Source organism: Legionella qingyii (assembly GCF_003990155.1).
Taxonomy (GTDB): Bacteria; Pseudomonadota; Gammaproteobacteria; order Legionellales; family Legionellaceae; genus Legionella; species Legionella qingyii.
The window spans coordinates 1-25,174 of sequence record NZ_RZGX01000031.1 but is presented as its reverse complement, the minus strand read 5'-3'; the positions used below and the strand labels follow the sequence as shown (position 1 = coordinate 25,174).

Here is a 25,174-nt window from a genome sequence, read left to right as displayed (position 1 = left end):
GAAACGTAGGTGCCTGATTTTTATCACTTCTTATTTAAAGTGTCTATTTAAAATTCAATAAACATCTGGGAATTCTCATATCAATCTGTTCTATTCTTAAACTTTGATGAAATCGCCCTGTCCTGAATCCTTTGTGCCGGACAATTTTTTAGAAGAGAGTTTTTTCAAGGTCAAACAAAATCCAATTTGAGAGATTTAAAAACAATTTAATTTTAATTTTGGAATTGGTTAGCAAATCTCTAAGATGATCTAAACCCAATCGGAAAAAACTGTTTTTGGGTCTTTTTTGATTCCTTATTTTTTTAAGAGGAATCGGTTTAATAGTTGCCTTCCACTCACCAATACGATGGGCCCAGACAAACCCCAAGGCTAATAAAACCAGGAGTTTTTCTATACGCTGAGGATCAATAATTCGTGTGTCTTCAAATCGCCATCCCTTTGTTTTTAATGCAGCAAAAAGTGTTTCTATTTCCCAACGGCGCAAATAACAAGCGATGGCATTCTTGGGATTCTGGTTTGTTACAACAATCATCAAGTCTTCACGAGAGTTTTTGCTACCTGCGAGATAAAGAGATTGACCAAACACCTGAACGTTCATGCCAAATACCTGTTGCTGGTATGGTGCTAAGTGGCTGAATAACTGAGCTGAAGTTTTAAATTTCTTCTTGCCCACACAAATATCTATGTTACCTTTAATCCGTAAATAAAAAGGAATCTTCTCTGCTACAAGCCAAGATATAAGGGTTTTGTTCGGGAACTCTCTAACACGTTGATCTTCGCTTTTCCCCAATACCCATTCGTTCGGTCTATAGCTAAATAGACTTTATGTTCTTTATTAAAAAATAGAGCGTATATCCTTTTATAGCGTGATTCAATACTCGCCTTATCACCATTCATAGCCACTGCAATTTCACTTAAATTAACGCTTCGCACCACAAATAAGGCTAACAACATTTGTGCAAAACAGTCTATTCGTGACTTGTGCCAATCTAATCTCTGGCTTAAAATCCTACTCAACTCACTGATATACGCCATATATGCTCCTTTTTGGTCGAAGCTGAGTATATTAAATGCATTGTAAATCAGTGAGTTATTTCTGATCTTTCTTATTTACATTCGTTTTTTGTCCAGCACAAAGCCCGAATCTAGAGGTTTTAAATTTCTTCTTGCCAACACAATTTATATTCATTTTTGTCCAGCACAAACTGTAATTTCATATTTTTTTTAAGCTCTTAATAATTACTTAAGCCAATTAGTGTAAATTATGGACACATCATGACAAATAAAAGCATTATTTTATGGCTAATCACGTAATTGTTGGCGCAGGTTTAGGTGGTTTATATGAGGCAAACCGTTTAATAAATAAAGGGGTAAAGCCTGAGAATATAGTTATTATAGAAAAACGCCCGGAAAATCATTATACAAGACCTGGACATTTGAATCCTAATACATTTGATTTAGTCACTAGCAACACTGGCATCCAAACGCCTCATTCACAAGCAAATCACATCAAAGAATTAGAGCGCGTGATGTATGCTCATTTGCGTCAATTAAATGTACGATTTATTGATGAAGAATTTATTGGATTACAAGCTCAAACTGAAGCTCAACCCAAAGCAGTAATAACTCGTAAGAGTGATGCTTCTCAAGGTGTTTATCCTGCCGATTATGTTTTTGATTGTTCGGGACGAAACGCGTCTGTAGCACAAGCGGTAAATGCTCATCAGCAATTAATAAACTCAGGATTAGTTTTTGAAACAAAATCATTAATTGATATTAATCCTATTCCACATCATTTAGTAGGGCACGTCTTAATCCCTAATAATTCTTTTTTAATTTCTTTTGTGTCACGAGAAGGAGAGGCTGTACCACTTCATGTCCAACGTAGTTCATTGCAGAGGAATATCGAATTAAGAGAAAGATTAAGAGCATTAGGGTGGACTTATGAGGCATTTCCTACATTTTATATTCACTCTCAAAGGTCTAAAGATAAAGTATGCCTATATATGGAAGCACCACCTAATTTATCTCAAGAGCAGCAGCGAGAATGGATGCAGTTGCTGTTGGATATTTATAGTGATGGTATGATAAATGATTATACTGAGTTAAAGCCATCAAGAAAATATGGAGTTAAACCTAGGATTGTAAGCTTCCAAAGTATACCTTATGTATTAAATAAAGTTATTCATGAATCTGACAACTTACCTACGGTGATTGTGGGCTTTGATGCCGTAAAAGGTTTTGATTATCGTCTAGCTCATGGCGTAACCTCTGGAATAGAGTGCTGTGAACGTATGTTGAGACATATTACAGTTACAGATGGCAGCATACAATCCATTGACTCAGCTGCTATTGAACGTGAAACATTTGCTTATATTAATGAACTACATAAAAATCGGTTAACTAGTAGGTTAAGCGTTCGGCAAAAAGCTATAGAGAATGCTTTTGACTATTTTAGTGAAGTTTATGAAAGTGCAGCAGCCGCAATACCTTTCTTAGACGCTGCGAAAAAGCAAGAATATCAAGCCGTAGCTGGCCAACTAGCATACCAAGCAGTAACCAATCAATTTTCTAAGGTAGAAACAAGAGAGCGAACAGCAGTCGCTAGCCTTGAAGTTCTTAATAAATGTCTCAGTGTCTTAATAAGGGCTCATAGTGTGATGCCAGCTAATAATACTACGGAGCATCATGATGTTAATAATAAATTACTATCCATTATTAATATGATTGGCCAAGAATTAAGTGCTTTTAATATTGAACAAGTTTTTACTCAGCTTAACAATGAAAGAAGATTACGTGCTCTATTTGAAAACATTGCACCAAATTTTCAACGGTTAGACGGTCATTTTTCGACAAATTTGATCTTAAGCAAAACAAAAGAAATATTAGAACAAATTCCTCAACTGCAAGCACAGAATAATAGACCGTCGGCTTATGTTCAAATACCGGTTGATGATTCTCTTTTATTGTTTTTATTATTGAATTCTGTTCCTAATATTGGAGTTAGAACTCCATTGAGTGCTGGAAATCTAAGTTTTTTTAATACTAATAATAAATTTGGAATAGGTGATTCATCCCCTCTTCTCGGTAGTAATGAATCACCATCCCCACGAAAACAATAAAAGCCTGTAAAATTTAGCGAGTTATATAGTTATAGGTTTTCTTGTTTTTCTCTTATAAGATTCAGTTGATAGGCTTCAATTTTTTTTGAATAGAAATTGAGCCTATTGTGGCGGTTTACACTTAGTGTATGGCCGAATTATTTAATTTTAACACTCGCCCGCTGCTTAACTCATTAAAATTGTCCTCTGCAAAATCCCGAATTTGAAAAATAACTCCTTGTACTCATCATCCATTACAGTCTGAATATGATAATAGTCGATGTTTCATCCCAATAGTGTAATTACTTAATCAACATGAATAAAGCCATGCCCATCATCATTAAATTTTCAGTGAGTGAAATAAATCTTAAAGGTACGTTACTGTCACCTCCTACACAGGCGCATTTAAGATCACGTTTGTCGATATAAACAGCTTTAAACACAGAAAGAGCACCTACAGTCCCAATAAATAAGGCAACCGGAATGGAAAGCCAATTCAACGCGCCTGAAATCATTAATATCCCTGCTAAACCTTCAGCAAATGGGTAAATATAGCTGTAAGGAACCCAGCGTTTAGCCAAAAGGTCATAGTTTAAAAACATGGTTGAGAAGCTTTCGATATTTTGTAGTTTTAATAAAGCAAGGACCGCCATGCTAAACGCAATAAACCAACCTATAACTTGTGGCGTAAACGGATTACCAAAGCTCATGTAACTAACTGCCATTGCCATTAATGCAGTAACTACGAAAAGTGCAATGACGGGGCGATAACTTTTTTCTTTTGAGTCTCTTATTTTTTTTCCAAAGTAATGCCGTAAATCGTCATAACCACCTATTCGCTCATCGTTGATAAAAATTTGAGGTGTAGTTTTTACGTTGTGTTTGTTTTTAAACGTATCGACTTGCTCACGGGTTGTTAACCTATGATCTTCTATCTCATAGCCTTGACGTCTTAATAAATCTCTGGCTTTAAGGCCATAAGGGCAAATATGATGCCCCATCACCATGCGATACAAAATCGCTTTTTTAATTGAATTATTATTCATTTTCATCCTCTACGATTAATGGTCTATAAATAGTAATATAGAGTACGTACCATAGTACTGAGTCAAGTAATGTATAAAACAATCGGTGAATTTGCTAAATTATGTGGGGTTGGAGTTGAAACCATACGCTATTATCAACGCACAGGACTGCTTCATGTCCCATTACGTACCAAAGAACTTGGAGCCCCAAAAATAAAACGTTATGGTGATAATGATATAAGTCGTTTAAGGTTTATTCTTTTAGCTAAAAAAGCAGGCTTTACTCTAAAAGAGATAAAAGATTTATTAGAGTTTGATGCTAAAAATGATCGGGAACATGTAAGAGATATGGCTGAAAGGCGTATTGAACAACTGAATTTAAAAATTGATGAGTTATCAGCGGCTCGTAACACCCTATCACTCTTAGTAGCAAAATGTAGAGATACCGGATCCTCACCTTGTCCTATTCTTATGACTTTTGAAAAAAGTTAAGCTGGAAATTAACAATACCGGACATTATTTCTTAGACGTTGAAAGACGATAGTCATTAGTTATTACCTGCAGTTAAACCTTGTGAGCTCAAATCAGTGTCCACTACCTCTGTGGTGCATTCGGATTTTAAGGTACTCAGACTTGATTTTATTTCTTTGAATTTTTCTACACCAATTGAAATTTTTTCACGCTTTTCTCGATTATCTATTTCTTTTGCAATATCTTCTAATCCCAGACCAGATTGAGTTACAAGGGAGGCTAAAAATTTTACAAAAAGTTCAAAACCTTTGATTACTTTTTGGGCGGATGAGTGTCTGTCTTCATTAATTTGTGCTAGATATTCGGGAGTAGATAATTTAGCTGATGCCTCAAGTTTTATTTTGTAATAATCAATTGGCGCGTTAATTTCGGTAATTCCTTGCAGATTGAGTTTATTATCTCCAGCCTGCAAGACTTTTGCATTCAAATTTGCTTTGTTTACTATCTTTAATATATTCGCTGTCTGAACTTTGTCATATACCCCATTTTGAAAATCCGTACTTAATGTTACTTCTTTGCCTCCTTTTATCTGACGCACCATCGTATTTATTTCTGTCTGAGGTATGGGCTCGTGATCACTAAATCCCCACTGTTGGCATTCTTTTTCTAGCTCAGAACTTAAATGTTGTGCATAATCTTCGTGTGGCTTTTTGAAACACTCTTCGTATACATTTCTAAGCGTCCGAAGTTGATTAATTTGATTTAAATATTCAATATTTTCTTTTGTCTCTTGAGAAAGATCCGTTTGTGTGGATTGTATATTTAGCCCTTGCCACAGCCAAGCCAGTGCATCGGTATAAAGTCGTTCATTCTCATTTGACGTAAATTGAAACTCGTTTAAAAGGAGATCGCAATATTTTTTAATTTCTTTATCATCAAGTTTAAAGCGAGAATGATAATCAATCAGCTCTTTTTTGAGAAACGTGATGTACATATCCTGAGTTACTGTTTCGGATTTCTGAAGTGCATACTGTTGGGCATGCGCTTGAGCATTATTAGAGATTGATTTTAGAAGCTTCAATAATGGATCGCTATTCCCCTTACTGAGTTCAATTAACTCTTTAGACATAAAATATACCCTTCCACTACCCTCTTATAAATATAGATTAAAAATTAAATTAGCATTAAGGCTTATGCATGCTCCGAGTGACGAATTCGCATGGAACAATAGAAATTGATTCGAATCTTAGGCTGTGATGGATCATAATCAATGCTCCCAATCACCTCTTCGGAATGATTCTTGTCTATTCAGATCTGGAATTAAAGAAACTATTCAGCCAAATAACAAAAATTAATTTAGAGCATCTATACTAATTTATGATTTTAACAATTAACTAGGGAAGGAACGTATCATGTATAAAAAAATCATACAGACTGCTGTATTTACGGTTACATTGGCACTTAGCCCAGTAGTATTGGCTCATTCTGGAGATTGTGGAAAGGGTTTTAAAAGCATGGTTGAATCACTAAAACTTGATGACAGCCAAAAAGCTAAAATTAAACCTATTTTAGATCAACTTAAAACATTGATGAAAAGTGATTTTGACCAAATGAAGGATTTAAGTCAGCAAATCAATCAGCAAGCAGAATCAGCCACCATGGATCAATCCACAGTAGATGGTTTAATTGATAAAAAAACTAAACTTATTGGTGATATGATGAAAGCCAAAATCACCGCAAAAAATCAAATTTTTTCTGTACTTAAACCTAAACAAAAATCAGAACTGCAAGATAAAATGAAAAAAATGGAAGAAAAAATGGAAAAACAATTTGAAAATTGTCATAAAGAATAAACTAGAATGGGAAACTTTAATTCAGGAACAAGGTTCCACTGTTCCTGAATTCTTAATATCTATAGGATATTATATACACCAATATCAATAATGTCCTTACTCCTCTTTGCTGCTGTATTGAATTTCCTGGTTGTTACCAAACAAAATGGCATTTGAGAATTTATTCGATAGCTCAACACGATTTAATTGCTTTTCAACAGCCTGTCGTAATTCCACATCATCGATATATCGAAGAATAAACAGACTTTTAATAATCCGTCCAAACTCCTTTATAGCACAGTACAATGGATGTTGTTTAGAATATGAACTGAGACGCTTGAACAGTTGTGATGCCGTTGTGGCTTTAAGTTTAATTGTAACCATCAAACGCAAAATGTCATCCCAATGTGTTTTAATTAAATCAGTGTCAATATAGCGATGTGGGAGTATTTTATATCCTTTGGTTTCATAGGTATTTCTGGAATAGGGTGGATTTCTTGAGACCTTTAATTCTGGGTGCAAAATAAATCCCAAGCATGTTCAATATCCCAAAAATTGCTTCAGAATAACCATGTGTATCAGTGGAATGGATTGTGCTCTTGATCGAAAGATTATGTAATAACCCATCGGCGACATAGTCTGCTTCTCGAAGGGATACCCTGAATTTACCCTCACTGGAATAGAGTGCTGCCTGCTCTTTTTCAGATAAAAAGCTGTCGGGCGCCTCTTTCGCCACATTACCTGTTTTAGCCTGATAGTGTTTGATGGCCACCAAAATGGCAGGAATATCTTGATTTTCAGGTATATCAAAAGCAATATTGCGCAAAATATCAGCCACTCTGTTCTGTAATTTAAGGGATAAATCTTCCAGGATCTGATAATGGTTTTGTGCATTCATCTCATCGAGTGCTTGTTTTGTAAATTCATCCAGCTTTGGTTCAGGTGGATAATTTTCCTAGTTCTTGCTTCTGAATTATCTCGTCTTGGACGCTCTATTAAAGAAACACTTAATACAATAGAAATGATTACGCAAGAGAAGCAAGCAAGGTTAATTTTAATTAAACAAAATCTTGATTTAAATCCAGCGGCTAAAAATAATGTAGCTAATAAAGTTCTAATCACCATTTTTTCCATGCTTGCTGAATTAGAAAGAGATTTTATTTCAGAGCGAACAAAAGAGGGGCTCCGTGCACGCGTGGCAAAAGGAATAAAGCTGGGAAAACCCAAAGGTGTTATCCAAGCATCGATGTATGATAAAGATAAAGATAAAGAAAAGATTCTCCATCTTTATCAATTAGGAGTACCAATACAAAAAATAATCTCCGCACATCTAGGTTATGGAAAGTACTTATCTCTTAAATCTTATATAACTAAGTTATCTCCTATGATAAAATTATGAGCAATTTTAGTGAGAAATAGGATTGAATATGTTTAATTCGTTCCATATAGATGGAGTAAAAGCATTTGATGAAAATAATTATGGAATAGCTAAAGATTTTTTTCTTCAAGAAATTGAAAAAAATCCAGAAGCAGCAGAAAGTTATTTTTATTTGGGGAAATGTTATTTTTTTTGTGATGAAAAGCACCAGGCTATTTCTCCTTTAAAAAAATTTATTGAATTAAGACAAAATAATTCAGATGAAGTAGCCAATGTTTCTTATGCATTCGATTTATTAGGCCAGTGTTATGAAGCGGAAAACAAGGATGCTGCTGCACTAAGATGTTACGAAACGGCAACTAAGATTTATCCATCTGGAGCTTCTGCCTGGAACAACATGGGTTTGTTTTATATAAAATCTGCTCTGCATTATCTTGAAACAGATCTGGCAAACAGCGATAAACTTTTTAAAGGTGCGCTGTTTTTTATCAAAAAAGCCTTGGAACTATCTAGTGACAACCCTGTATTTTTGCAAACTGTAGCCAGTTGGTATGAACAATACATCGAAGTTCTTGGAAGAGCCGTTGAAAATGAGGGGGCTGTACAAAAAAATATAGCTAGCAATTTTAGTTATGCAATACAATATTACCGAAAAGCATTATCAGTATGTCATGAACAAGACTTAGCATTAAGAAATATTATTTTATCTAACCTTACAGAATGTTTAGCGCAATATGGCCATCATTTGTATAAAAATAAAGATTATAAAAATGCACAAGAAACTTATTTAGAAGCAATCCATCTTGATCCAGAACACCTTATTGTCATTAATCAAATTGGAATGTCACTTTTTAAACAGGATTGTTTCCCTGAGGCAAGAAAGTACTTTTCGTCCATCTTGGAAAAAACAGAAGATAAACAAGAAATTGCGGATGCTTGGTTAAATATTGCTTGCACTTATAGATTAGAGAAAAAATGGGAGGAGGCTGAAGAAGCTCTTAGCCAAACTAAGAAATTTGCACCTGAGGACTCATCTATTACCGAGGAAGAAATGAAGCTGAATGAATCAAAATTGGCGACACTTCTTCTATCTACACCTCAAACATTATTTGGCAGCTCAAATCCTGATTCTCAAGGTGCTGGAAGCAAAACAGTTCAAGAATCAAGTTTCCAATTTGAGTTTAACTAAAATTTTTTTAAGCATATTTAGTTCATTGCCAGTTTGGGCTGGATATGCGGTAAAACCCGAATATGGTTGGTGTGAAGTTAATGAAGACATATGACCCAATGTAAAAGCTTTGACGGTAATCCTTAAATTTTATTTGGTTTTTCTCGTTTGTTTGTATCATCAAGGCCAAATTGTTCCTCATCATTACAACCTAAAACGTAAACCGAACCATCCTCTTTTAGAGCCATCGAATGAAGATCTCAGCGCCCAATGACCATTTCAGCCAGATTAAGTAATTATATAAAAGAGCTCTTACTATAAGGATAGAGCTCTTTTATTCCTATTGATTCGTTATGGGATTGCTTTTACCCAAATTTTGGATATTAGGATTGCTTTTTTCAGTCAGGTTATTTAGCTTGGGCATATTTTTTTCAGCTATTATATTGCCCTTTGTCGCATTTTGAGCCATGGGTTCTTTGGGTATTACAGTTGATTTTGGAGTTGTGCTTTTAGCTTCCTGTTTTGTTTTTAAGCTAGAAGTTGTCTTACTTGTGATCTTAGTATTCTTTTTTTCACTTACTTTATTTACTGGTGATGAAGCTTTTTGAGCCGTTGGCGCTCCTTTTTTTGCAGGCGAAGAAGCTTTTTTAACAGATGAAGAAACTTTTTTGGCAGTAGACTTAGCAGCGGCTGATGCCTTTTTAGTGCTTTGTTCCATGGTTGCAGAAACTTCACTCATCATTTTTTTAGTGTTTTGATCTAAATTACGAGAGACATTTAACCAATGACTTTCAAGAATATTAAACATATCTCGCATATAATTTAGAGTCATATGACTATTTTGCATAAAAAGTTCGATATTTTTTTCAAAATAATCCTCTGGTCTTTTTATGCTCGATAAATCCATTGGCTTCATTAAAGATAAGTTTTGCATCATTTTAACGTTGAGCTCCATAAGTTTTTTCATCGGAGCGTCAAAATTGTTAAAAAATTTTTGATCAAAAAATTCATTTTTCATTAGCATCTCCTTATGTTGCATTGCACAATTCAAGATTAGTTATAATTAATTGATTTGTCAAATAAAATCGACTCAGTACATTTAGTATTCAAAAACATCATTTTATAGTGCCTCATTATCATCAAATACCAGTGCAGAAACGCTTTCTTTAAAATTAACCTCTGCTTTTATAAGATTTATATTGATTCTTAACTGATAAAAATATTTTAACAAATAGATTTTTTATAAAAAAGCAATGGTACAACTTATGTTTTTTCGGGTAGGATGAATAGGGTTTTCATTGTAATTTTATTCAAGGAGAGTATTGTGGGCACACTTACTGTTGATGGAATGACCGCTGTTGAAAAATCAAAAAAAGAACGTGCGGAAGCTTTAAAATCATTAACTTCAAGACCGTACAACTTAAATGACGATGAACAGCAAACAGCACTTAGAAAATACATTAATGACTTTGAGTATAATGCGAATCTAATGTATCTTTTCCAAGGAATGAGTACCGGGCTAACAGCTTGGGGAGGATCTTGGCTTGCAGGTTTTCTTTTGCCAATTCCTGAGTTTGCAAATTACTTTCTAAGCATGTTTCTTTACTGTGGTGCTGCTGGCTATATTCTCCAAAATTTTAGTCTTTCCGATTTTCATAGCCAACTTGATGAAATGAAAACCATTTATAACTGGTGTTTGAAGAAAAATCAGGCTGAATATGATGGAATGGATAATACAAGCATACTCTCTAATCCTGACATTCAACGCATGATTAAATTAATGGCTCCGTTGTGTTCTACTGAGTTTATGTTGGTTTGGAAAAAAGTAACTGCAACTGAAGAAACCAAAACCTCTATTTGGAGTAGTTTCTACAATGCTTATTCTCTTTTTTCATCGTCTAAACCCGACGTCGATCTCAATCGTCTTCAAGATTTAAAAGCGAGTGTAGAGCGACGCGAACTTGATGTAGGTGTATATAAAGGTGTAGAGGGAGCAATTCGTTATTTCGCAACTGATGTTCATTTCAGAGAACTTTTAATGGCGAAAGTAAAACAACCTGTCGATCAGATAAGAGACATGTTGCCTTCGGTACTCACTTTTGGACACTCTAAATCGGAATAAAGAAAATATGTTTGTTACCCGGATACTGAAAAGTAATCCGGGTTCGCTCATTTCAATTAAACCTCAAAGTTAAATATTAACTTCGCAAAAATGTGGGTTAGCTCATACCGAACAAACACATGGTGGGGTTGTTTATGGGGTATGTGGCAATCACGCTTTTTCCATAATCAATTGATAAATTTGATTTTTTTAATGATGCCCGCGAAATTCTCTACTTAATTGATCCTACTCGTTAATTACAAGAGAAAAACTACTGTATTTGAATTATTATAGAGCTGCCATGACTCTGCTAATGGACTATACAAATTGAAGCAATTTCTTACTCTATCCGTATAACATCTTCGAATGGTTTCCACTGGATATGAGTGTCCACCTACTTTAATACATTCTTTAACCATAAAAAAATAAATAGTCTAAACTTAATAATATATTAGAACGCTCTACGAATAATATAATCAAAATGGAAAAATGCGTCAGAATATAATAGCGTTAACCGGTATCAGAGGATTTGCTGCCTTATGGGTTTTACTGCACCATGCTTTATCTTCATATCCATTTCTATCGAATCATATATTTATAAATAACTTTATCCACAAGGGTTGGCTAGGTGTTGACTTATTCTTTATTCTCAGTGGTTTTATTATATCTTATGTTCATCAAGATGAATTTAAAACTTTTCATCTTTACAGATTTAAAAATTTCCTGTTATTACGTCTCTCAAGAATTTATCCTACACATCTTACAACGCTCTTATCTTTAATACCTATAGTTTGTGGTTCACGATTTTTATTTCAATACCATTCACCTTTCGATCAATTTTCATTGTCAAAGTTCTTCTATAGTTTCTTTTTATTAAATGGATGGGGATTTAATGCGAGTGATGGTTGGAATATACCCTCATGGTCTGTGAGTTCCGAATGGTTTGCCTATTTATGTTTTCCTTTTATAGCCTTCTTTCTTGGTAAATTAAAATCTGCAAAATCGCATTTAGTTCTTATCGCATGTGTTTATTTGGTCCTCTTTTATTTAGCCATCATTTTAAATGATGCTAATCAATTCATGCTTTCATGGAACTTGACTCTTATTAGAGTTAGTTCAGAGTTTTTAGTAGGTTGCTGTTTATTTAATATTAATCGGCAATCAGCCCCATCTTATACAGCAGATTATATGGTTCTAATTTCATTTATTTCTATGGTAATACTTTGTATTTTATCGATTGCCTCCATCTTTGATGGAGTGATTATAATTATGTTTACTTTTCTTGTTTATGGTTTAAGTAAAACAGGACCAATAACAACAAAGCTCTTCGCCAACCGCACAATGTTATATCTTGGCAAGATTTCTTATTCTATTTATCTGACGCATTATATAATTTTAATGATTTTCAATCAAATAACCAAAAACATAATTGGGCAGCCAGGCTTAATTCTTCAAGTAACTCTTTTTTTGTCTTATATTGCTCTAACAATAATATTTGCTCATCTACTTTACAATTTAATTGAAGAACCCATAAGATCCGCGGCAAAAAGAAAACTGCAAAAATAGAAGACTAATCAAAATATTGTCACCTGTTTTGATCCAATTGAGAAAACTAGATTATAGGTTTTAAAAACTGAGTAGTTTTAAAAGGTTTAGTGATCTATATTCTGTCTAAAAAATGTTTATTATTTAATGTATTGTTTTGCTGTATCATTGAATTATAAATTAATTGCACTTTACTCCATGGAACATGATAAAATTTTTGCGGTAAAACTGCTTCTTAAATAGAATCCACGAGGTAATGTTTTAATTTTATTTCCATAGATATCATAACCGTAACATAATGATTTGCCATTGGCTGCCTTAGGTCTCACCTGCAAATACTCACCTGACTTTGCATCGAGTGTCTCAAGATGTCCGCTACTGATTTGAAATGATAGATAATTCCAATCTTCTGCTAAAATACGCTCCTCTGTTTCATCGGGTGACCATAAAAAACCCTGCCCAATTCTTCTCTGTGAATAAGGAATATCCGTATCCCCTTCTACTGGAACCCATAAAATTCGTCTTAATTTTGCATAGCATTGAGATGACTTCCATTGCTGTTGGTGAATGGTAAGCAATGGAATAGAAGTAATAAATGTCGATTCTGTAGGTCTTCCGGATTTATTTAGAGGCAATGTTTTTAACTCTACACCTAAAGCCTGAAAATCGGGTAATGATTTATTCTGAGCATCAGTGCCCAAGGCCAACTCAATCGCTTGCCCAACCCAACCTTTTCGTTGATTAGGATGAGCAGGGATAAATAGCCCTAAACTCAACCCTAATTGGGCAAAACTTAGGCCCGCAATACAATTGCAACGCTCAAGCAATTCAACTTCAGTTTTCGGTGGTCTGTTTTTTGGTAGTGAGGTCACTATGTCCTTCTTTAATCTCGATAGCGAGTGGTTCAATTGGAGGTCTAATATTGGCGGCTTTGAACTGAGTCATAATAGCGAACAATACTTTAGATCGTACCTCAAAACGGGTGTGAATTTGAACATTAATGAAATATCGAGCTTCAAATTCAAGTAATGCTTCATCAATTTTCTTAAGAAAAACTTGAGCTGGAGGATCTCCAACAATTTCTGGAGTAGTAGCCAGGACATCTTGTATCAGTTGTTGGATCATCACTGGATCATCAGAGCGACTAACTTTTATCGGAATAACTGTTCTGACAATGCCGTCTTGGTGTGTCCAGTTAGTAAATGGTTTGTTAAACGTTTCTGCGTTAGGGATCAGAACTTCCATATTGTCCCAGGAGCAAACTCTCATAGAACGAATGCCAATATGGGCAACACGTCCTTCATGCTCACCAATAGTTACCAAATCCCCCTCACGCACAGGTCTTTCAACAAGCAACATAAGACCGCCTACAACATTACTTGCAAAATCACGTAAGCCAAATCCCATACCCACGGCAAGACCACCAATAATCATTGACATACCACTAAAATCAAATCCAAGTACATGGAGGGAAACAAAACCACCTAAGAGAATAACAGCGTACTGAGTAAAAACTGAAAGACTATTACGTATTCCTGCATCTTTGGCATTTTTATACAACCAACGATAACAAAATTCGCGCGTCCATTTTGAGGCCCAAACACAAACTGCAAGTAGAATAAAAAATTCTATAGTGCTTGTAACAGTAACGTGGATTCCTGGGATATTTACAATAGTATATTGAGCAAATTTACCTAAATTGATCATAACTAATGAATCGGAATTCCAACCAAATAATTGGAATAGAACATGAATGCTCGCTAATAGTAATAAAATACGTAAAATATTGTCTAAAGGCTTTAAAAAGACTTCTACCCATAGCCATCCATTACGTAATGAAGAAATCATCAACTCAGAAAACAATTCGAGCGCATCGAACAACAAACCTCTGGCAATAATATATCCTACTAATACAAGTAATGCATAAGCCAAATATTGACTCAGACTCCATGCTAAGCCGATAAATCCTAATAATCCTATTACGCCCGTAGTTAATAATGTAATGGGTACTAAAATAACTAATAAAGAAATAGCATTACTAACATATCGTTTTTGACTCTTAAACAATGGGCGCAAAAGATAAGGAATAACATCTTTACTTTTCCATGTAACCAGAGATACGGTTAAAATAAAGAGCATAAATAAGCGATTAAATATGTCTTGAAGAAGTATCGATAAGGGTAATAAATGGCCAATAGTCATTAAAGCGGTGGTCCACCCGCCGAATAGTAATAGCCATTTTATACGGTAATAGAGTTTGACATCCTTACCTGATGAGTCAGTGATTCGTTCTAATAACACTAAGCGTGCTATTAAGATTAATATTTTAAAAGTGAACCATACTGCAATTAATTGAAATAATAATTGGTAATTGGAAAAAGAAATATGCGTTATGTAAAGTAATGACCAGAGCATGGAAACAATGCAAAAATACGGTATATTTCTTTGTATTAGAACTAAAACACCATCATATAGGTAACCTGTTAAACGGGATCGCTCTTTATCTCTCCGAATCATCTTTAAGATACGGCTTATCATAAAGAAAAAACCTATGGTCAGCACAAATCCACCCCACAAAAGAACCATGGATAAAGTACTTAACCACAAATAGCTATCATAAACTTTTAAGCTCAATGTTCTTAGGTATTTATAAAATAGTCCAGGAATTGCTCCTATTTTTTTAAGAATAATTGGCCAGCTGCTAAAACTATAATTGGCAAGAGTTTGTCGTGAAGACATGAGTGTTTTGAGCTGAGTTTGATAATCAGATAAGTTCTTAAATAAAAGTTGTTTTTGTACATTCGCCTCTTTAAGCTGCTGCGCTAAATTAGATTGCAAGGAACTTATCGATTTCTTTAACGTTGGCGCGGCAACAAGTTTTGTTTCCTTATCCAGAAAATTTTCTATGTGTTGTATTGTTTTTTCAATCTTTGCGTATTGATTTAATGCGTCCTTATAAATCTCAGTAATAAGTTGTAAATTTTTTGTATCTGGATTCTTAAGGTAGACCATGTCTGCTTTAACCACAGCCTTTTGTATATTTAAAGCATTTAAATGATTTTGAATTGCTGCAATATTTTGATTGTTAATCAATAACATTGCTTCGTAATCTGCTTCTAAAAGTTTTGTTGATGACTTAGAACGCTTATCTGAATGATTATTCAGGTTGCTTTCATAAAGTACACTTAAGCGTTTATTGAGTTGCTCTTTTAGCGACTTGATTTGTACTAGTTTTTGTTCAAGTACAAAGTTTGAATGCCACGATTCCAAATGTTTTATCTCATCATCTAGAGAAGATTGATATTCTTTTGCAAGTTTTAAATTTTCAGTAATAAGCTCGGTTGTTTGCTTGTTAATATTGATTAAATTTTCAACTTTCTCTACACGTTCGGGAATGGAGGTATTCTCTTTATCGAGAGGCATCTGCTGAAGCTGCTTTAAACGCTGATTGAGATTGTTTTGCTCTTTATTTTGATGTTCGAGGAAACTTTCTAAACTTTCAATTTTAACACGAGTCATAGAGCGTATTGCCGACACCTGTTTCATTTTGGCGTCAAATTCTTTTTCACTCTTGAGCTGTATCGGTTTTTTTGCATCCTGGATTGCGGTTATTAAGTGGATTTTTTCCTGAGTTAAGTATTCAGAAAAAGTAACCTGCTTTTTTACTGATGCAGTTGCAGCAAAGGAAACAGAACAAACTAAAAAAAATAAAAAGCCCCAATATGTACGATTTAACATTAATGAGTTCAATTTTCCAAAGAAAATATTAGTTTGACGAGCACAGGGACCTACCCTCAAATTAGCTTTTACACCAATTAGAGAGTTGATCCCAGATTTCGCAGGGATAATCACTTTTTTTACGAGATTGGCTAAATATGTACCAAATTTACTATTTAGTCTGTGTAGTCGGAGCAAGTCTTATTCCCAATTCATTTAATTGTGCGTTACCCGTAGGTGATGGCGCACTCGTTAAAAGGCACGATGCTGTTTGTGTTTTAGGAAAAGCAATAACATCTCTAATTGATGTAGAGTCTGTAAGCAACATAGCTAGGCGATCGATACCAAGAGCAATACCACCATGTGGCGGCGCACCATATTGCAAGGCATCCAGTAAAAAGCCAAACTTTTCCTGAGCTTCTTGTTCATTAATTCCAAGCAATTCAAAAACTGCTTTTTGTAAATCCGATTGATGAATACGTATGGATCCTCCACCGATTTCATAACCATTGATTACTATATCATAAGCTTTTGCTAATGTGTTTGTTGGATTAGCTCGTAAGTTCTCGGGTGATAGATCCTTAGGCGAAGTAAATGGATGATGCATCGCATTTAATTTATTGTTCTCATAATCTCTTTCAAACATTGGCCAATCAACAACCCATAATAACTCCCACCCTTCCTTGAGTAGTTTTCTATCATGCCCTAGCTTTATTCTTAGTGCCCCCATAGATTCATTGACGATATGATTTTTATCAGAGCCAAAGAAAATGACATCACCTGTTTTAGCCTCTGTGCGTTGCAAAATTGCTTGTACTGCTTCGTCAGAGAGAAACTTTAGAATAGGTGATTGCAATCCTGCCATTCCCTCGTCAAGATTATTTACCTTAATGTAAGCAAGACCCTTTGCACCATAAATACCTACAAAACGACCATAATCATCGAGATCTTTTCTACTAAGATCGCATCCGCCAGGTAATCGTAAAGCAATCACTCGTGATTCTAAATCATTTGCTGCAGTAGAAAATACTTTAAAATCACACTCCTTTACTAAATCCGCAACATCAATCAACTCTAAAGGATTACGTAAATCAGGTTTATCACTGCCAAAGCGTCGCATTGCTTCTGCATAAGGCATTCTGCGTAACTTTTCGGGAAGTTCTACATTAAGAATTTTTTTAAATACGGTTTTTAACAATCCTTCAATAAGATTTAAAATGCTTTCTTCATCAATAAAAGACATTTCAATATCAAGCTGAGTAAATTCAGGCTGTCTATCAGCACGTAAATCCTCATCACGAAAACAACGCACAATCTGGTAATATTTATCAAACCCCGAAATCATTAATAGTTGCTTAAAAAGCTGTGGTGATTGAGGTAAGGCATAAAATGATCCTGGATGTACTCTAGAAGGAACTAAATAATCCCTAGCCCCTTCTGGAGTTGCTTTTGTAAGCATTGGCGTTTCTATATCAAGGAAACCATACTGATCGAGATAATTTCGAATACAGCTGTTTAACTGATGACGTATCGTAAGTTTATGTTTCATTGATGGACGACGCAAATCAATATAGCGATACTTATAACGTAAATCTTCGTTCACGACCTGGAAATCATCAGGTAAAAATGGTGGTGTCGGTGATTGATTAAGAATCTCAAGCTTTGTGCCAAGGACTTCTACTGTACCTGTGGCCATTGCTTCATTAATCATTCCTTCTGGTCTTTTTCGTACAATCCCCGTTACTCTGACAACAAATTCAGAACGTAATTTTTCTGCATCAGAAAAAGATATTTTATTTTCCGGTTCATAGACTACTTGCAATAAACCTGAGCTATCCCGAACATCAAGAAATATCACACCACCATGATCTCGACGATGATGCACCCAACCACATACAACAACCTCTTTACCTAAACTTGACTCATCGACGCCCAAACAGTAGTGTGTACGCATATAAAACCGCCTATATAAATTTTTACAAATTGTTTGCTAATGCAGCCTCTGATGCTGGCGGCATTACTCCTAAAGAAATTATAAATTTTAGTGCCTCATCAATACTCATATCTAACTCAATTACATCACTTCTGGGAATCATCATAAGAAAACCTGAAGTGGGGTTGGGAGTAGTTGGTATAAATACAGAGATCATTTCATCTTTTGTTTTATTATTTATTGCAGTATTTCCTGCGCCTGTTTGAAAGGCGATACTCCATAATCCTTTACGTGGGTATTCAATTAACACTACTTTACGAAAGGCTTCACTGTTTGTAGATAATACTGCATTAATTACTTGTTTTACTGTTTTATAAATTGACCGGACCAAAGGTATCTTGATAAGAATGGACTCTCCCCACTCCACTAAGCGTTGTCCAAAATAATTTGTGGCAATTACTCCTGTAACCAGTAAAATCACAAGCGACAGGATAACCCCCAAACCCGGAATATAATGTCCAATTAGTTGCTCAGGTTGATATGCCTTAGGAATTAAAGCAACCGTGTTGTCGAGTAAGTCAATAATAAAGCGCAATACGCCTATGGTTATTAGTATGGGTAGCCATACTACCAATCCAGCGAGTAAATAGCTTCTTAATGACATTGTTTTCACTTTTTATCACCATCTTGAGTTTTTTTAGATGAAGAAGTATCTTTTGATTTCTCTGTGGAACCTGGGGCGTCATTCTTAGTAGTGGCTTCCTGTGGTTTACTGCTTTTATTTTTAAAATCAGTAGCATACCAACCGGTACCCTTAAGTTGAAAGCCTGCAGCTGAAATAAGCTTAATTACTGTATCTTTATAACATACAGGACACTGCTTAACTGGCTCATCACTGATTTTTTGCATCAAATCAAAATGATGATTACAACTTGTACATTGGTATTCATAAATTGGCATCGAAAACGACTCCATTAACTTCAGACAGTTTAATCTAACCTGTTATTATAACCAACTCCCAAAGGATGAACAATATGTAGATCCTATGCTAGAGCAAGCAAAGTCACTGGAAACCGTCTGATAATTGTTTAAATTTTAAAAAATATTTTTCGTCGATATAAAAAAGCAGCAACTAAAAAATTTAAGAAAAGAAAGAGTAAGGCGTAAAATAGCCCCGCATTTTCTGGACGAAAACGTCCAAATAAATAATCTGAAATTGCCACTCTTAAAATGTCTTGTGACCCATTAGGCAGGGTAAAAACAAACATGGATTGAATTTTCAGTAAAACAACATGAAAAATAAAAATAAATAATGCATTCATGCCAAAAATCTTAAAAGGCAATGACCATTTTATATAACCTAATACATCAATAATAAAAAAACACAAACCAAAAACAATAAGTGAAAAACCGCTACTCCATAAAACAAATGAGCTTGTCCATAAATTTTTATTAATAGGAACGTAATAACTCCATATCCAAGCTAATAACAGGGATAATATGCCCATCAAAATCATCATCATACTTTTCTTTTGCTTATTGATGGCGGTCAGCAAAAAGTGTCCAGCTAAAACTCCAGATAGAGTCGTGGCAATCGCCGGGATAGTACTTAGAAGCCCCTCTGGATCAAACGTTTTCGATAATAAATGTGCGGGGGAAAATATTATAGTATCAATGAAGCCTGCCCAGTTTCTTGTCATACTTAACTGATCCATGCCAGGAACAGGGATAGGAATTTGAGTCAGAAAATACCAATAACTTATAAGAATGCCACAAAAAATAAAAATTTGAGTTCTAACTGATGTATTAAGATAGAGAAGAGCGCAGACTAAGTAACAAATGGCGATGCGTTGCAAAATACCATAAACACGCACGGTTGCTAAATCAAAATGTGATGGAAAAGCATTAAGAAACATACCAAATAAAAATAGAAGAAGCGTACGGGTAACAATGCTTCGATAAAGCAATGCATTACTCTCCACTTTTATGTGTCTTTTAAGACTAATAACGGTAGTAATTCCCACTATAAATAAAAATGCAGGGAACACCAAATCAGCTAAAGTGCATCCATTCCATTCAGCGTGCTCTAGTATGGGGTATGAAATTCGTGTTCCCTGGCTGTTGACTAAAACCATTAATGCCATAGTAAGACCACGAAAAACATCTAAAGATAAAATACGACTGGCTTCGGTTGAATTACTGCTCATAGAATAAGTTCATTTCGAAAATGATCATGATAACAGCATACTAAGTCGTCTTCAAACCGCGTACAGGAACATCCATGTGGTATACATAATGTTTGATAATTTGTTCGGCTTGTTCACAGGTTAAAGGTTTGCTGATTGCCCCCTCCATAAAATAATGCTGGCAATCGTATTTTACTACATCTGCTTCAAAACCAGTTAAGGCAATTATAGGTACATGATGTTGTGTATTCTTTTCTTTTTGACGTAATTGTTTTGCAACGACATAGCCAGAAGAATCTTCTAATCCAATGTCCATTAGCACTAAATCATATTTTCCAGGTTGAAATAATTTTATTGCACTATCAGCAGAATCAGCTATATCAACCTGACAATGCAATGCAGTTAGTAGTGCTTTTTCAACGTTTTGTGCAATAACATTATCTTCTACCATGAGCACAGTAGGCAAATAACCTTCTTTTAATAAAGGTTGAGTCTTTTGATTGTCTTCTTGTAAAACGTTAGTATGTTTTTCAAGTTCTTTGCTTAAAGTAATATCGTTTAAAATCACGAGCAATCCAATTACTTTTTTATTGCGATTACGCATTAATATACGTGATGATAGGAAGTAAAAAGTCTTACCCGAATTGTTTTCAATCGCTTTTTCCTCCACGTTATGCTGAGGAACACCCGAAAATATCACTTTCATATCTTCTAGTTTTAATTCTTCTATTCGTTCCTTATCCCAATGAGCAAATTCTTCCATTTTTTGATAAGGAGTGCCTTTGAAATCTTTGAGTGTATTGAGTCCCAGCAGTTTGACAAAATTGTTATTGCATCCCTTTAGATTACATTCAGTATCAACCCAATAAACAATATTGGGCATTGAATTGATAATTTCCATGTAATACTCATGTATCGAATTGAGATCTTCTTCAGTCCTATTTTTAGCGTGGGATGACATGCAAATGCTCCAAGAATTTATAATTTTGCATGTAAATTATAGTACAGATTAATTATTTTGATTTTTGAATTTGAGGTCTACAGAGTCTTATTCGCTACAAAGATTGATTTAAAAAAATCAATCCTCGTAAAATAGTTTATACTAACTTATTAGCCATTCAATCTGTTGTTTTAAATCAATTGAAATCTCTGAAAGCTCCTCAAGATCATAATCTAGATAAGGGTTCTCAATTGAACTATTATTTGCCTGATGATGCATGATTTTTTTATCACGTTCTTGATGTAACCATAAAATTTGTGGTTTAAATAAATGCAAAATCCCTTCAACCCAGCGATCCAGCACTTGCCAGTAAGGATCATCATTTAAAGTCATTTTATAGTGTTTAAGTAAGCGTGCACTATATTCCGCATTATACCAAATTTCTGAAGTAACCCACCGATTAACTGTGAACAAGCGTATTGGTTGCCCCAGTTGATTCATGCCAATTGCTATTAAATGGGTCATAGGGTTATCGATATATTTGTCCCAATCTGCCAAAGGGGCTGGTTTGATACTTTTGGGTATATGTTTGTAACGTAAAAAACAATGAAAATGTCCATGCTCTGTACTTTCATAATTTTCTCTATGGCAATGATAAAAATATTGAGCACCAGTTTTATGATCAATGCGGTCTCCGCGAGGATAATGGCTCATTCGTTCAAAACGTCGTTTCCTTTGTAAGGTATAATGCAGAATGCTTTTACCTTTTTTTGCCGTCATTATTTGTTGGGCTTCTAAAATTTGTTTGGCGTATTTCAAATAAATATTTTTATGCCAATTGCTAAGTTGAGGTAATGTAAATTCAGAATGAGTAATCATATTTCTTTACTTCATATAGGAAGAAAAAAAGAAGAGGTAGTAAAAACTACCTCTTAATAAAACCAAAACTACAGATTAGCTACCAGAGCAACCGCCGCAGCCTTTGCAACCGTTACAACCCTTGCAGCCTTTGCAACCTTTACAGCCTTTGCAACCATTACAGCCTTTGCAAGTGCTAGTAGTAGTAGAAGCATCATCTGCATAAGCAACAGATACTACAGGAGCTGCTAATACAGTTAATAAAGCAGCGACAGCTATTGTTGATTTTTTCATAATTTTACTTCCTTGATAGTTAATGATTTTTAACCCATTTAGATATTAGCAAAGAAAATTGAATTTTTCTTCTTTTTTTTTAAAAAGTTATCATTCCATGCCATTTTTATCACGGCCGCCAACCTCTAAGTATCAAAATTAGGACAGTTCATTTTTTGAAACCCGCAAAAAGAATTTATCCAGCATTTTAACGCTTAAAATCCATTTTAAAAAAATCATAAGATGAGCTGGGAACGTTACTGGATATTTGGCATTAGGTCTTTTAGATTCAATGGCATGAATCAATTTGTTAATCACTGCATCGGTTTTTCGAGTAAAAATAGATTCGGATTTCTTTTGCTTAAAAGAGGTCAGCATCCGTTCATACTGTTTGCTGAAAAAGCTATGTTGCATATCAATGTTATTTAATGAATTATCTACACAATTAGCCCGAAACTGACTTTCTATAGGACCTGGTTCTATCGTTATCACATCAACACCAGAAGATTTCAATTCCAATCTTAGTGTATCGCTTATACCTTCTACTGCATACTTGGATGCATTATAAGCACCGCGAAAAGGCATACTGATTATGCCTAAAATCGAACTTATATTGATAATACGACCATATCCCTGTTTACGCATGACGGGAATAGCTCGATTAGTGAGTTCAAGCAGTCCGAAAACGTTCGTTTCAAATTGAGCGCGTAAGACATCGCGTGTAATATCTTCCAAAGCCCCTGCCTGGCCATATCCGGCGTTATTAATCAAAACATCCAAGCGCCCTTCTGTTTTAACCAACACTTCGGCGAATGCATTTTGAATTGAAGATGAATCCGAAACATCCAGTTGAACGGCTTCTACTCCCCTATCTAATAATTTTTGGACATCTTCCATTTTTCTACATGAACCAATAACCCTATGCCCTCTTTTCTTCAGACTAAAAACAGCATCAAAGCCAATTCCACTGGAACATCCAGTAATTAGAATTATCTTTTCCTTCATAAATCGTATCCAAAAGTTACCCAGAAAAATCATTTATAATCTATAATTCCTAATGTAACAACATAATATGGAGTTGCAACATGGAAAAGGTAAGCATTCAAAGCTACAAGATTTTTCGGCTCCTTATTCTGTCTTTTACAATACTCGCAGGTTTCTTATACAGCAATTTAGCTAAGGCAGAAACGACATCTTCAAAACTGTCATACCAACAGCTTGCTTATTTCGTTGGATATCATTCCGGCGACTATTATGGACCATCTCCATATTATGGACCGCCTCCATACAATCACCACCGTCACCATAGAAGATTTTATTGGACAGATTGGAGATACATAGGGCATGGCTGTAGCCAAAGCTGCCTCATTGACCGCTGGAATGGAGATATAATTCGTTGCAAAAGAAGTTGCCATTAAATAACTCGCGCTTATTCTTGAGCGAATGTGTTATGCGAATTAATTCTTAGGCAAAATAATCAACCAAACCTTTAATTACCCTCTTGGTCTTTAAGGGGGTAACACCCACTTCTTCTTCGTGAGTCAAATGTGCCTGATTACCATTATTCTGTTGTGAAAATTGACGTGAACCGGTATCAGAATCAATTTGCACTTCTGATAAATTTAAGCCCTGTTCAGCCATCATTGCCTGTAGTTTAGGTAACGACTGATCAATAATTTCTCGGACATGATGATTATGTGTCGTTATATTGACTGAAGCTACATCGTTTATTACTTTAATATTGATTTCCAACGGACCTAAGTCTTCAGGATTTATTTTAATTACCGCGCCTTTAATTTCTTGCTGGCCAAGCCAGGTAATATGTTCTGAAAATTGGTTTGACCATTCAGGATTATCTATTTGAACTGGTATAGTGAGAGATTGAGGAATTGTATCGAAAGTACGAGCAGAACTTTCCATAGGCGTAGTACGTAACTCATTTGCCAATACATTAACCATTAATGGTAATTTAATCTCATCAATACGTTCACTGAGAGGCGCAGGTTTTGGCTGAGTTGGCAACGTTGTCTCCTTTTGATTTTCTATTACACCTGTTATGGCTTGCAATAAAGCCTCCTGCTCCTCCTCATTTTTTCCTTCTTTGCTCTCCCAGGAATTCACTTTAGGAGCCAATGGTGATTTCATACGTGTTTCACGTGATGAGGGAATACACTCTGGCTCTTCAGTGTGTTCAGCAGACTGAGCAGGATCCGATGAAACACTTTTTATAATTCGGTAAGAATCGGAATTGAAAATAATATCTTCATTTTGTAACAAATTATTTTCATCTTTATTTTCAATTAAAGCAGGTTCATCTAATTGCTGCACTTCTTGAGTTAAAGTATTTTCGTTCATATTTTGAGCTTTTTGAGTTTGCATATGAATTGGAGTTTGTAATCCATTTAATTGGACCGTTCTAAATAGACTCGGTTCTTCCATTTGTCTTGTAGTTGTATTTCTATCCTTAATTAAATTGTATTTTTGTTTAGAGTTTATCTGATTTACTTCAACTTCTTGTTTTAATTCAGTTAAAACAGACTGCTCTGATAAAACAGACTGCTCTGATAAAACAGACTGCTCTGATAAAACAGACTGCTCTGATAAAACAGACTGCTCTGATAAAACAGATTGCTCTGATAAAACAGA

24 protein-coding genes and 1 pseudogene are annotated in these 25,174 nt (G+C 34.9%); 7 read left to right on the top strand and 18 right to left on the bottom strand.

Annotated features, from left to right (window positions below; translation table 11 throughout):
* Positions 1–148 precede the first annotated feature (148 nt).
* Positions 149–790: a transposase gene (locus ELY20_RS17065; RefSeq protein ID WP_325049833.1), complete on the bottom strand. Its 642-nt coding sequence runs from the start codon at positions 788–790 to the stop codon at positions 149–151.
* The gene (locus ELY20_RS17060) at positions 724–1,035 is read right to left on the bottom strand and encodes a hypothetical protein (protein ID WP_110144081.1); all 312 of its coding nucleotides are present in this window, start codon (positions 1,033–1,035) and stop codon (positions 724–726) included. The genes ELY20_RS17065 and ELY20_RS17060 overlap by 67 nt, the downstream gene beginning before the upstream one ends.
* A 263-nt stretch (positions 1,036–1,298) precedes the next feature.
* Here ELY20_RS17060 and ELY20_RS16110 point away from each other — a divergent pair, with 263 nt between their 5' ends.
* On the top strand, positions 1,299–3,122 hold the full coding sequence (locus tag ELY20_RS16110; protein WP_110144080.1) for an NAD(P)/FAD-dependent oxidoreductase: 1,824 nt from the start codon (positions 1,299–1,301) through the stop codon (positions 3,120–3,122).
* Between the two features lie 281 nt (positions 3,123–3,403).
* Here the strand turns inward: ELY20_RS16110 and ELY20_RS16105 are convergent, their stop codons facing one another.
* On the bottom strand, positions 3,404–4,147 hold the full coding sequence (locus ELY20_RS16105) for a MauE/DoxX family redox-associated membrane protein (RefSeq protein WP_110144079.1): 744 nt from the start codon (positions 4,145–4,147) through the stop codon (positions 3,404–3,406).
* Positions 4,148–4,216: 69 nt separating this feature from the next.
* Here ELY20_RS16105 and ELY20_RS16100 point away from each other — a divergent pair, with 69 nt between their 5' ends.
* Positions 4,217–4,618, top strand: a complete 402-nt coding sequence (locus ELY20_RS16100) for a MerR family transcriptional regulator (RefSeq protein ID WP_110144078.1) — start codon at positions 4,217–4,219, stop codon at positions 4,616–4,618.
* A 55-nt stretch (positions 4,619–4,673) separates the two neighbouring features.
* On the opposite strand, the gene ELY20_RS16095 is transcribed toward ELY20_RS16100, so the two are convergent.
* A complete protein-coding gene (locus tag ELY20_RS16095; RefSeq protein WP_110144077.1) occupies positions 4,674–5,726 on the bottom strand; it encodes a hypothetical protein in 1,053 nt (350 codons plus the stop codon).
* A gap of 283 nt (positions 5,727–6,009) precedes the next feature.
* On the opposite strand from ELY20_RS16095, the gene ELY20_RS16090 reads away from it, so the two are divergent.
* Positions 6,010–6,450: a Spy/CpxP family protein refolding chaperone gene (locus ELY20_RS16090; protein WP_110144076.1), complete on the top strand. Its 441-nt coding sequence runs from the start codon at positions 6,010–6,012 to the stop codon at positions 6,448–6,450.
* A gap of 99 nt (positions 6,451–6,549) precedes the next feature.
* On the opposite strand, the pseudogene ELY20_RS17105 reads toward ELY20_RS16090, so the two are convergent.
* Positions 6,550–7,144, bottom strand: a pseudogene (locus ELY20_RS17105) (Tn3 family transposase); the annotation flags it as partial.
* Positions 7,145–7,309: 165 nt separating this feature from the next.
* On the opposite strand from ELY20_RS17105, the gene ELY20_RS16075 reads away from it, so the two are divergent.
* Both ELY20_RS16075 and ELY20_RS16070 read left to right on the top strand, forming a co-directional pair.
* Positions 7,310–7,828: a recombinase family protein gene (locus ELY20_RS16075; RefSeq protein ID WP_233590631.1), complete on the top strand. Its 519-nt coding sequence runs from the start codon at positions 7,310–7,312 to the stop codon at positions 7,826–7,828.
* A gap of 28 nt (positions 7,829–7,856) precedes the next feature.
* Positions 7,857–8,996, top strand: coding sequence for a tetratricopeptide repeat protein (locus tag ELY20_RS16070; protein ID WP_110144073.1), 1,140 nt, complete (start codon positions 7,857–7,859; stop codon positions 8,994–8,996).
* Between the two features lie 122 nt (positions 8,997–9,118).
* Here ELY20_RS16070 and ELY20_RS16065 read toward each other — a convergent pair whose 3' ends face one another.
* A complete protein-coding gene (locus tag ELY20_RS16065; RefSeq protein WP_110144072.1) occupies positions 9,119–9,223 on the bottom strand; it encodes an RCC1-like domain-containing protein in 105 nt (34 codons plus the stop codon).
* A 92-nt stretch (positions 9,224–9,315) separates the two neighbouring features.
* Complete coding sequence (locus tag ELY20_RS16060; protein WP_110144071.1) at positions 9,316–9,993, bottom strand: hypothetical protein; 678 nt, start codon at positions 9,991–9,993, stop codon at positions 9,316–9,318.
* Positions 9,994–10,299: 306 nt separating this feature from the next.
* On the opposite strand from ELY20_RS16060, the gene ELY20_RS16055 reads away from it, so the two are divergent.
* Together ELY20_RS16055 and ELY20_RS16050 are read left to right on the top strand one after the other, a co-directional pair.
* Entirely contained in the window at positions 10,300–11,097 is a 798-nt protein-coding gene (locus tag ELY20_RS16055) for a hypothetical protein (protein WP_110144070.1), read from the top strand.
* Positions 11,098–11,565: 468 nt separating this feature from the next.
* Complete coding sequence (locus tag ELY20_RS16050) at positions 11,566–12,642, top strand: acyltransferase family protein (RefSeq protein WP_110144069.1); 1,077 nt, start codon at positions 11,566–11,568, stop codon at positions 12,640–12,642.
* A 170-nt stretch (positions 12,643–12,812) separates the two neighbouring features.
* On the opposite strand, the gene mutH is transcribed toward ELY20_RS16050, so the two are convergent.
* The 11 genes from mutH to ELY20_RS15990 form a co-directional block, all read right to left on the bottom strand.
* A complete protein-coding gene (gene mutH, locus ELY20_RS16045) occupies positions 12,813–13,493 on the bottom strand; it encodes a DNA mismatch repair endonuclease MutH (RefSeq protein WP_110144068.1) in 681 nt (226 codons plus the stop codon).
* The gene (locus ELY20_RS16040) at positions 13,456–16,359 is read right to left on the bottom strand and encodes a mechanosensitive ion channel domain-containing protein (RefSeq protein ID WP_199742197.1); all 2,904 of its coding nucleotides are present in this window, start codon (positions 16,357–16,359) and stop codon (positions 13,456–13,458) included. The genes mutH and ELY20_RS16040 overlap by 38 nt, the downstream gene beginning before the upstream one ends.
* A gap of 151 nt (positions 16,360–16,510) precedes the next feature.
* Positions 16,511–18,292 carry an aspartate--tRNA ligase gene (gene aspS, locus ELY20_RS16035; protein ID WP_110144066.1) on the bottom strand — a complete coding sequence of 594 codons (1,782 nt, stop codon included), beginning with the start codon at positions 18,290–18,292 and terminating at the stop codon, positions 16,511–16,513.
* A 22-nt stretch (positions 18,293–18,314) separates the two neighbouring features.
* A complete protein-coding gene (locus tag ELY20_RS16030; RefSeq protein ID WP_110144065.1) occupies positions 18,315–18,944 on the bottom strand; it encodes a DUF502 domain-containing protein in 630 nt (209 codons plus the stop codon).
* Positions 18,941–19,231 (bottom strand): FmdB family zinc ribbon protein, encoded by a 291-nt coding sequence (locus tag ELY20_RS16025; RefSeq protein WP_110144064.1) that lies wholly within the window; start codon positions 19,229–19,231, stop codon positions 18,941–18,943. The genes ELY20_RS16030 and ELY20_RS16025 overlap by 4 nt, the downstream gene beginning before the upstream one ends.
* 128 nt (positions 19,232–19,359) lie before the next feature.
* Positions 19,360–20,478 carry an acyltransferase family protein gene (locus ELY20_RS16020; protein ID WP_110144063.1) on the bottom strand — a complete coding sequence of 373 codons (1,119 nt, stop codon included), beginning with the start codon at positions 20,476–20,478 and terminating at the stop codon, positions 19,360–19,362.
* 40 nt (positions 20,479–20,518) lie between these two features.
* Positions 20,519–21,418 (bottom strand): response regulator, encoded by a 900-nt coding sequence (locus ELY20_RS16015; protein ID WP_110144062.1) that lies wholly within the window; start codon positions 21,416–21,418, stop codon positions 20,519–20,521.
* A gap of 141 nt (positions 21,419–21,559) precedes the next feature.
* On the bottom strand, positions 21,560–22,276 hold the full coding sequence (locus ELY20_RS16010; protein WP_110144061.1) for a DUF6969 family protein: 717 nt from the start codon (positions 22,274–22,276) through the stop codon (positions 21,560–21,562).
* Positions 22,277–22,351: 75 nt separating this feature from the next.
* On the bottom strand, positions 22,352–22,549 hold the full coding sequence (locus tag ELY20_RS16005; protein WP_110144060.1) for a hypothetical protein: 198 nt from the start codon (positions 22,547–22,549) through the stop codon (positions 22,352–22,354).
* A 138-nt stretch (positions 22,550–22,687) separates the two neighbouring features.
* Entirely contained in the window at positions 22,688–23,533 is an 846-nt protein-coding gene (locus ELY20_RS16000) for an SDR family NAD(P)-dependent oxidoreductase (protein ID WP_110144059.1), read from the bottom strand.
* A 459-nt stretch (positions 23,534–23,992) separates the two neighbouring features.
* Positions 23,993–25,174 (bottom strand): flagellar hook-length control protein FliK (locus ELY20_RS15990; RefSeq protein ID WP_148112581.1); only part of this gene is annotated, 1,182 nt, incomplete at its 5' end.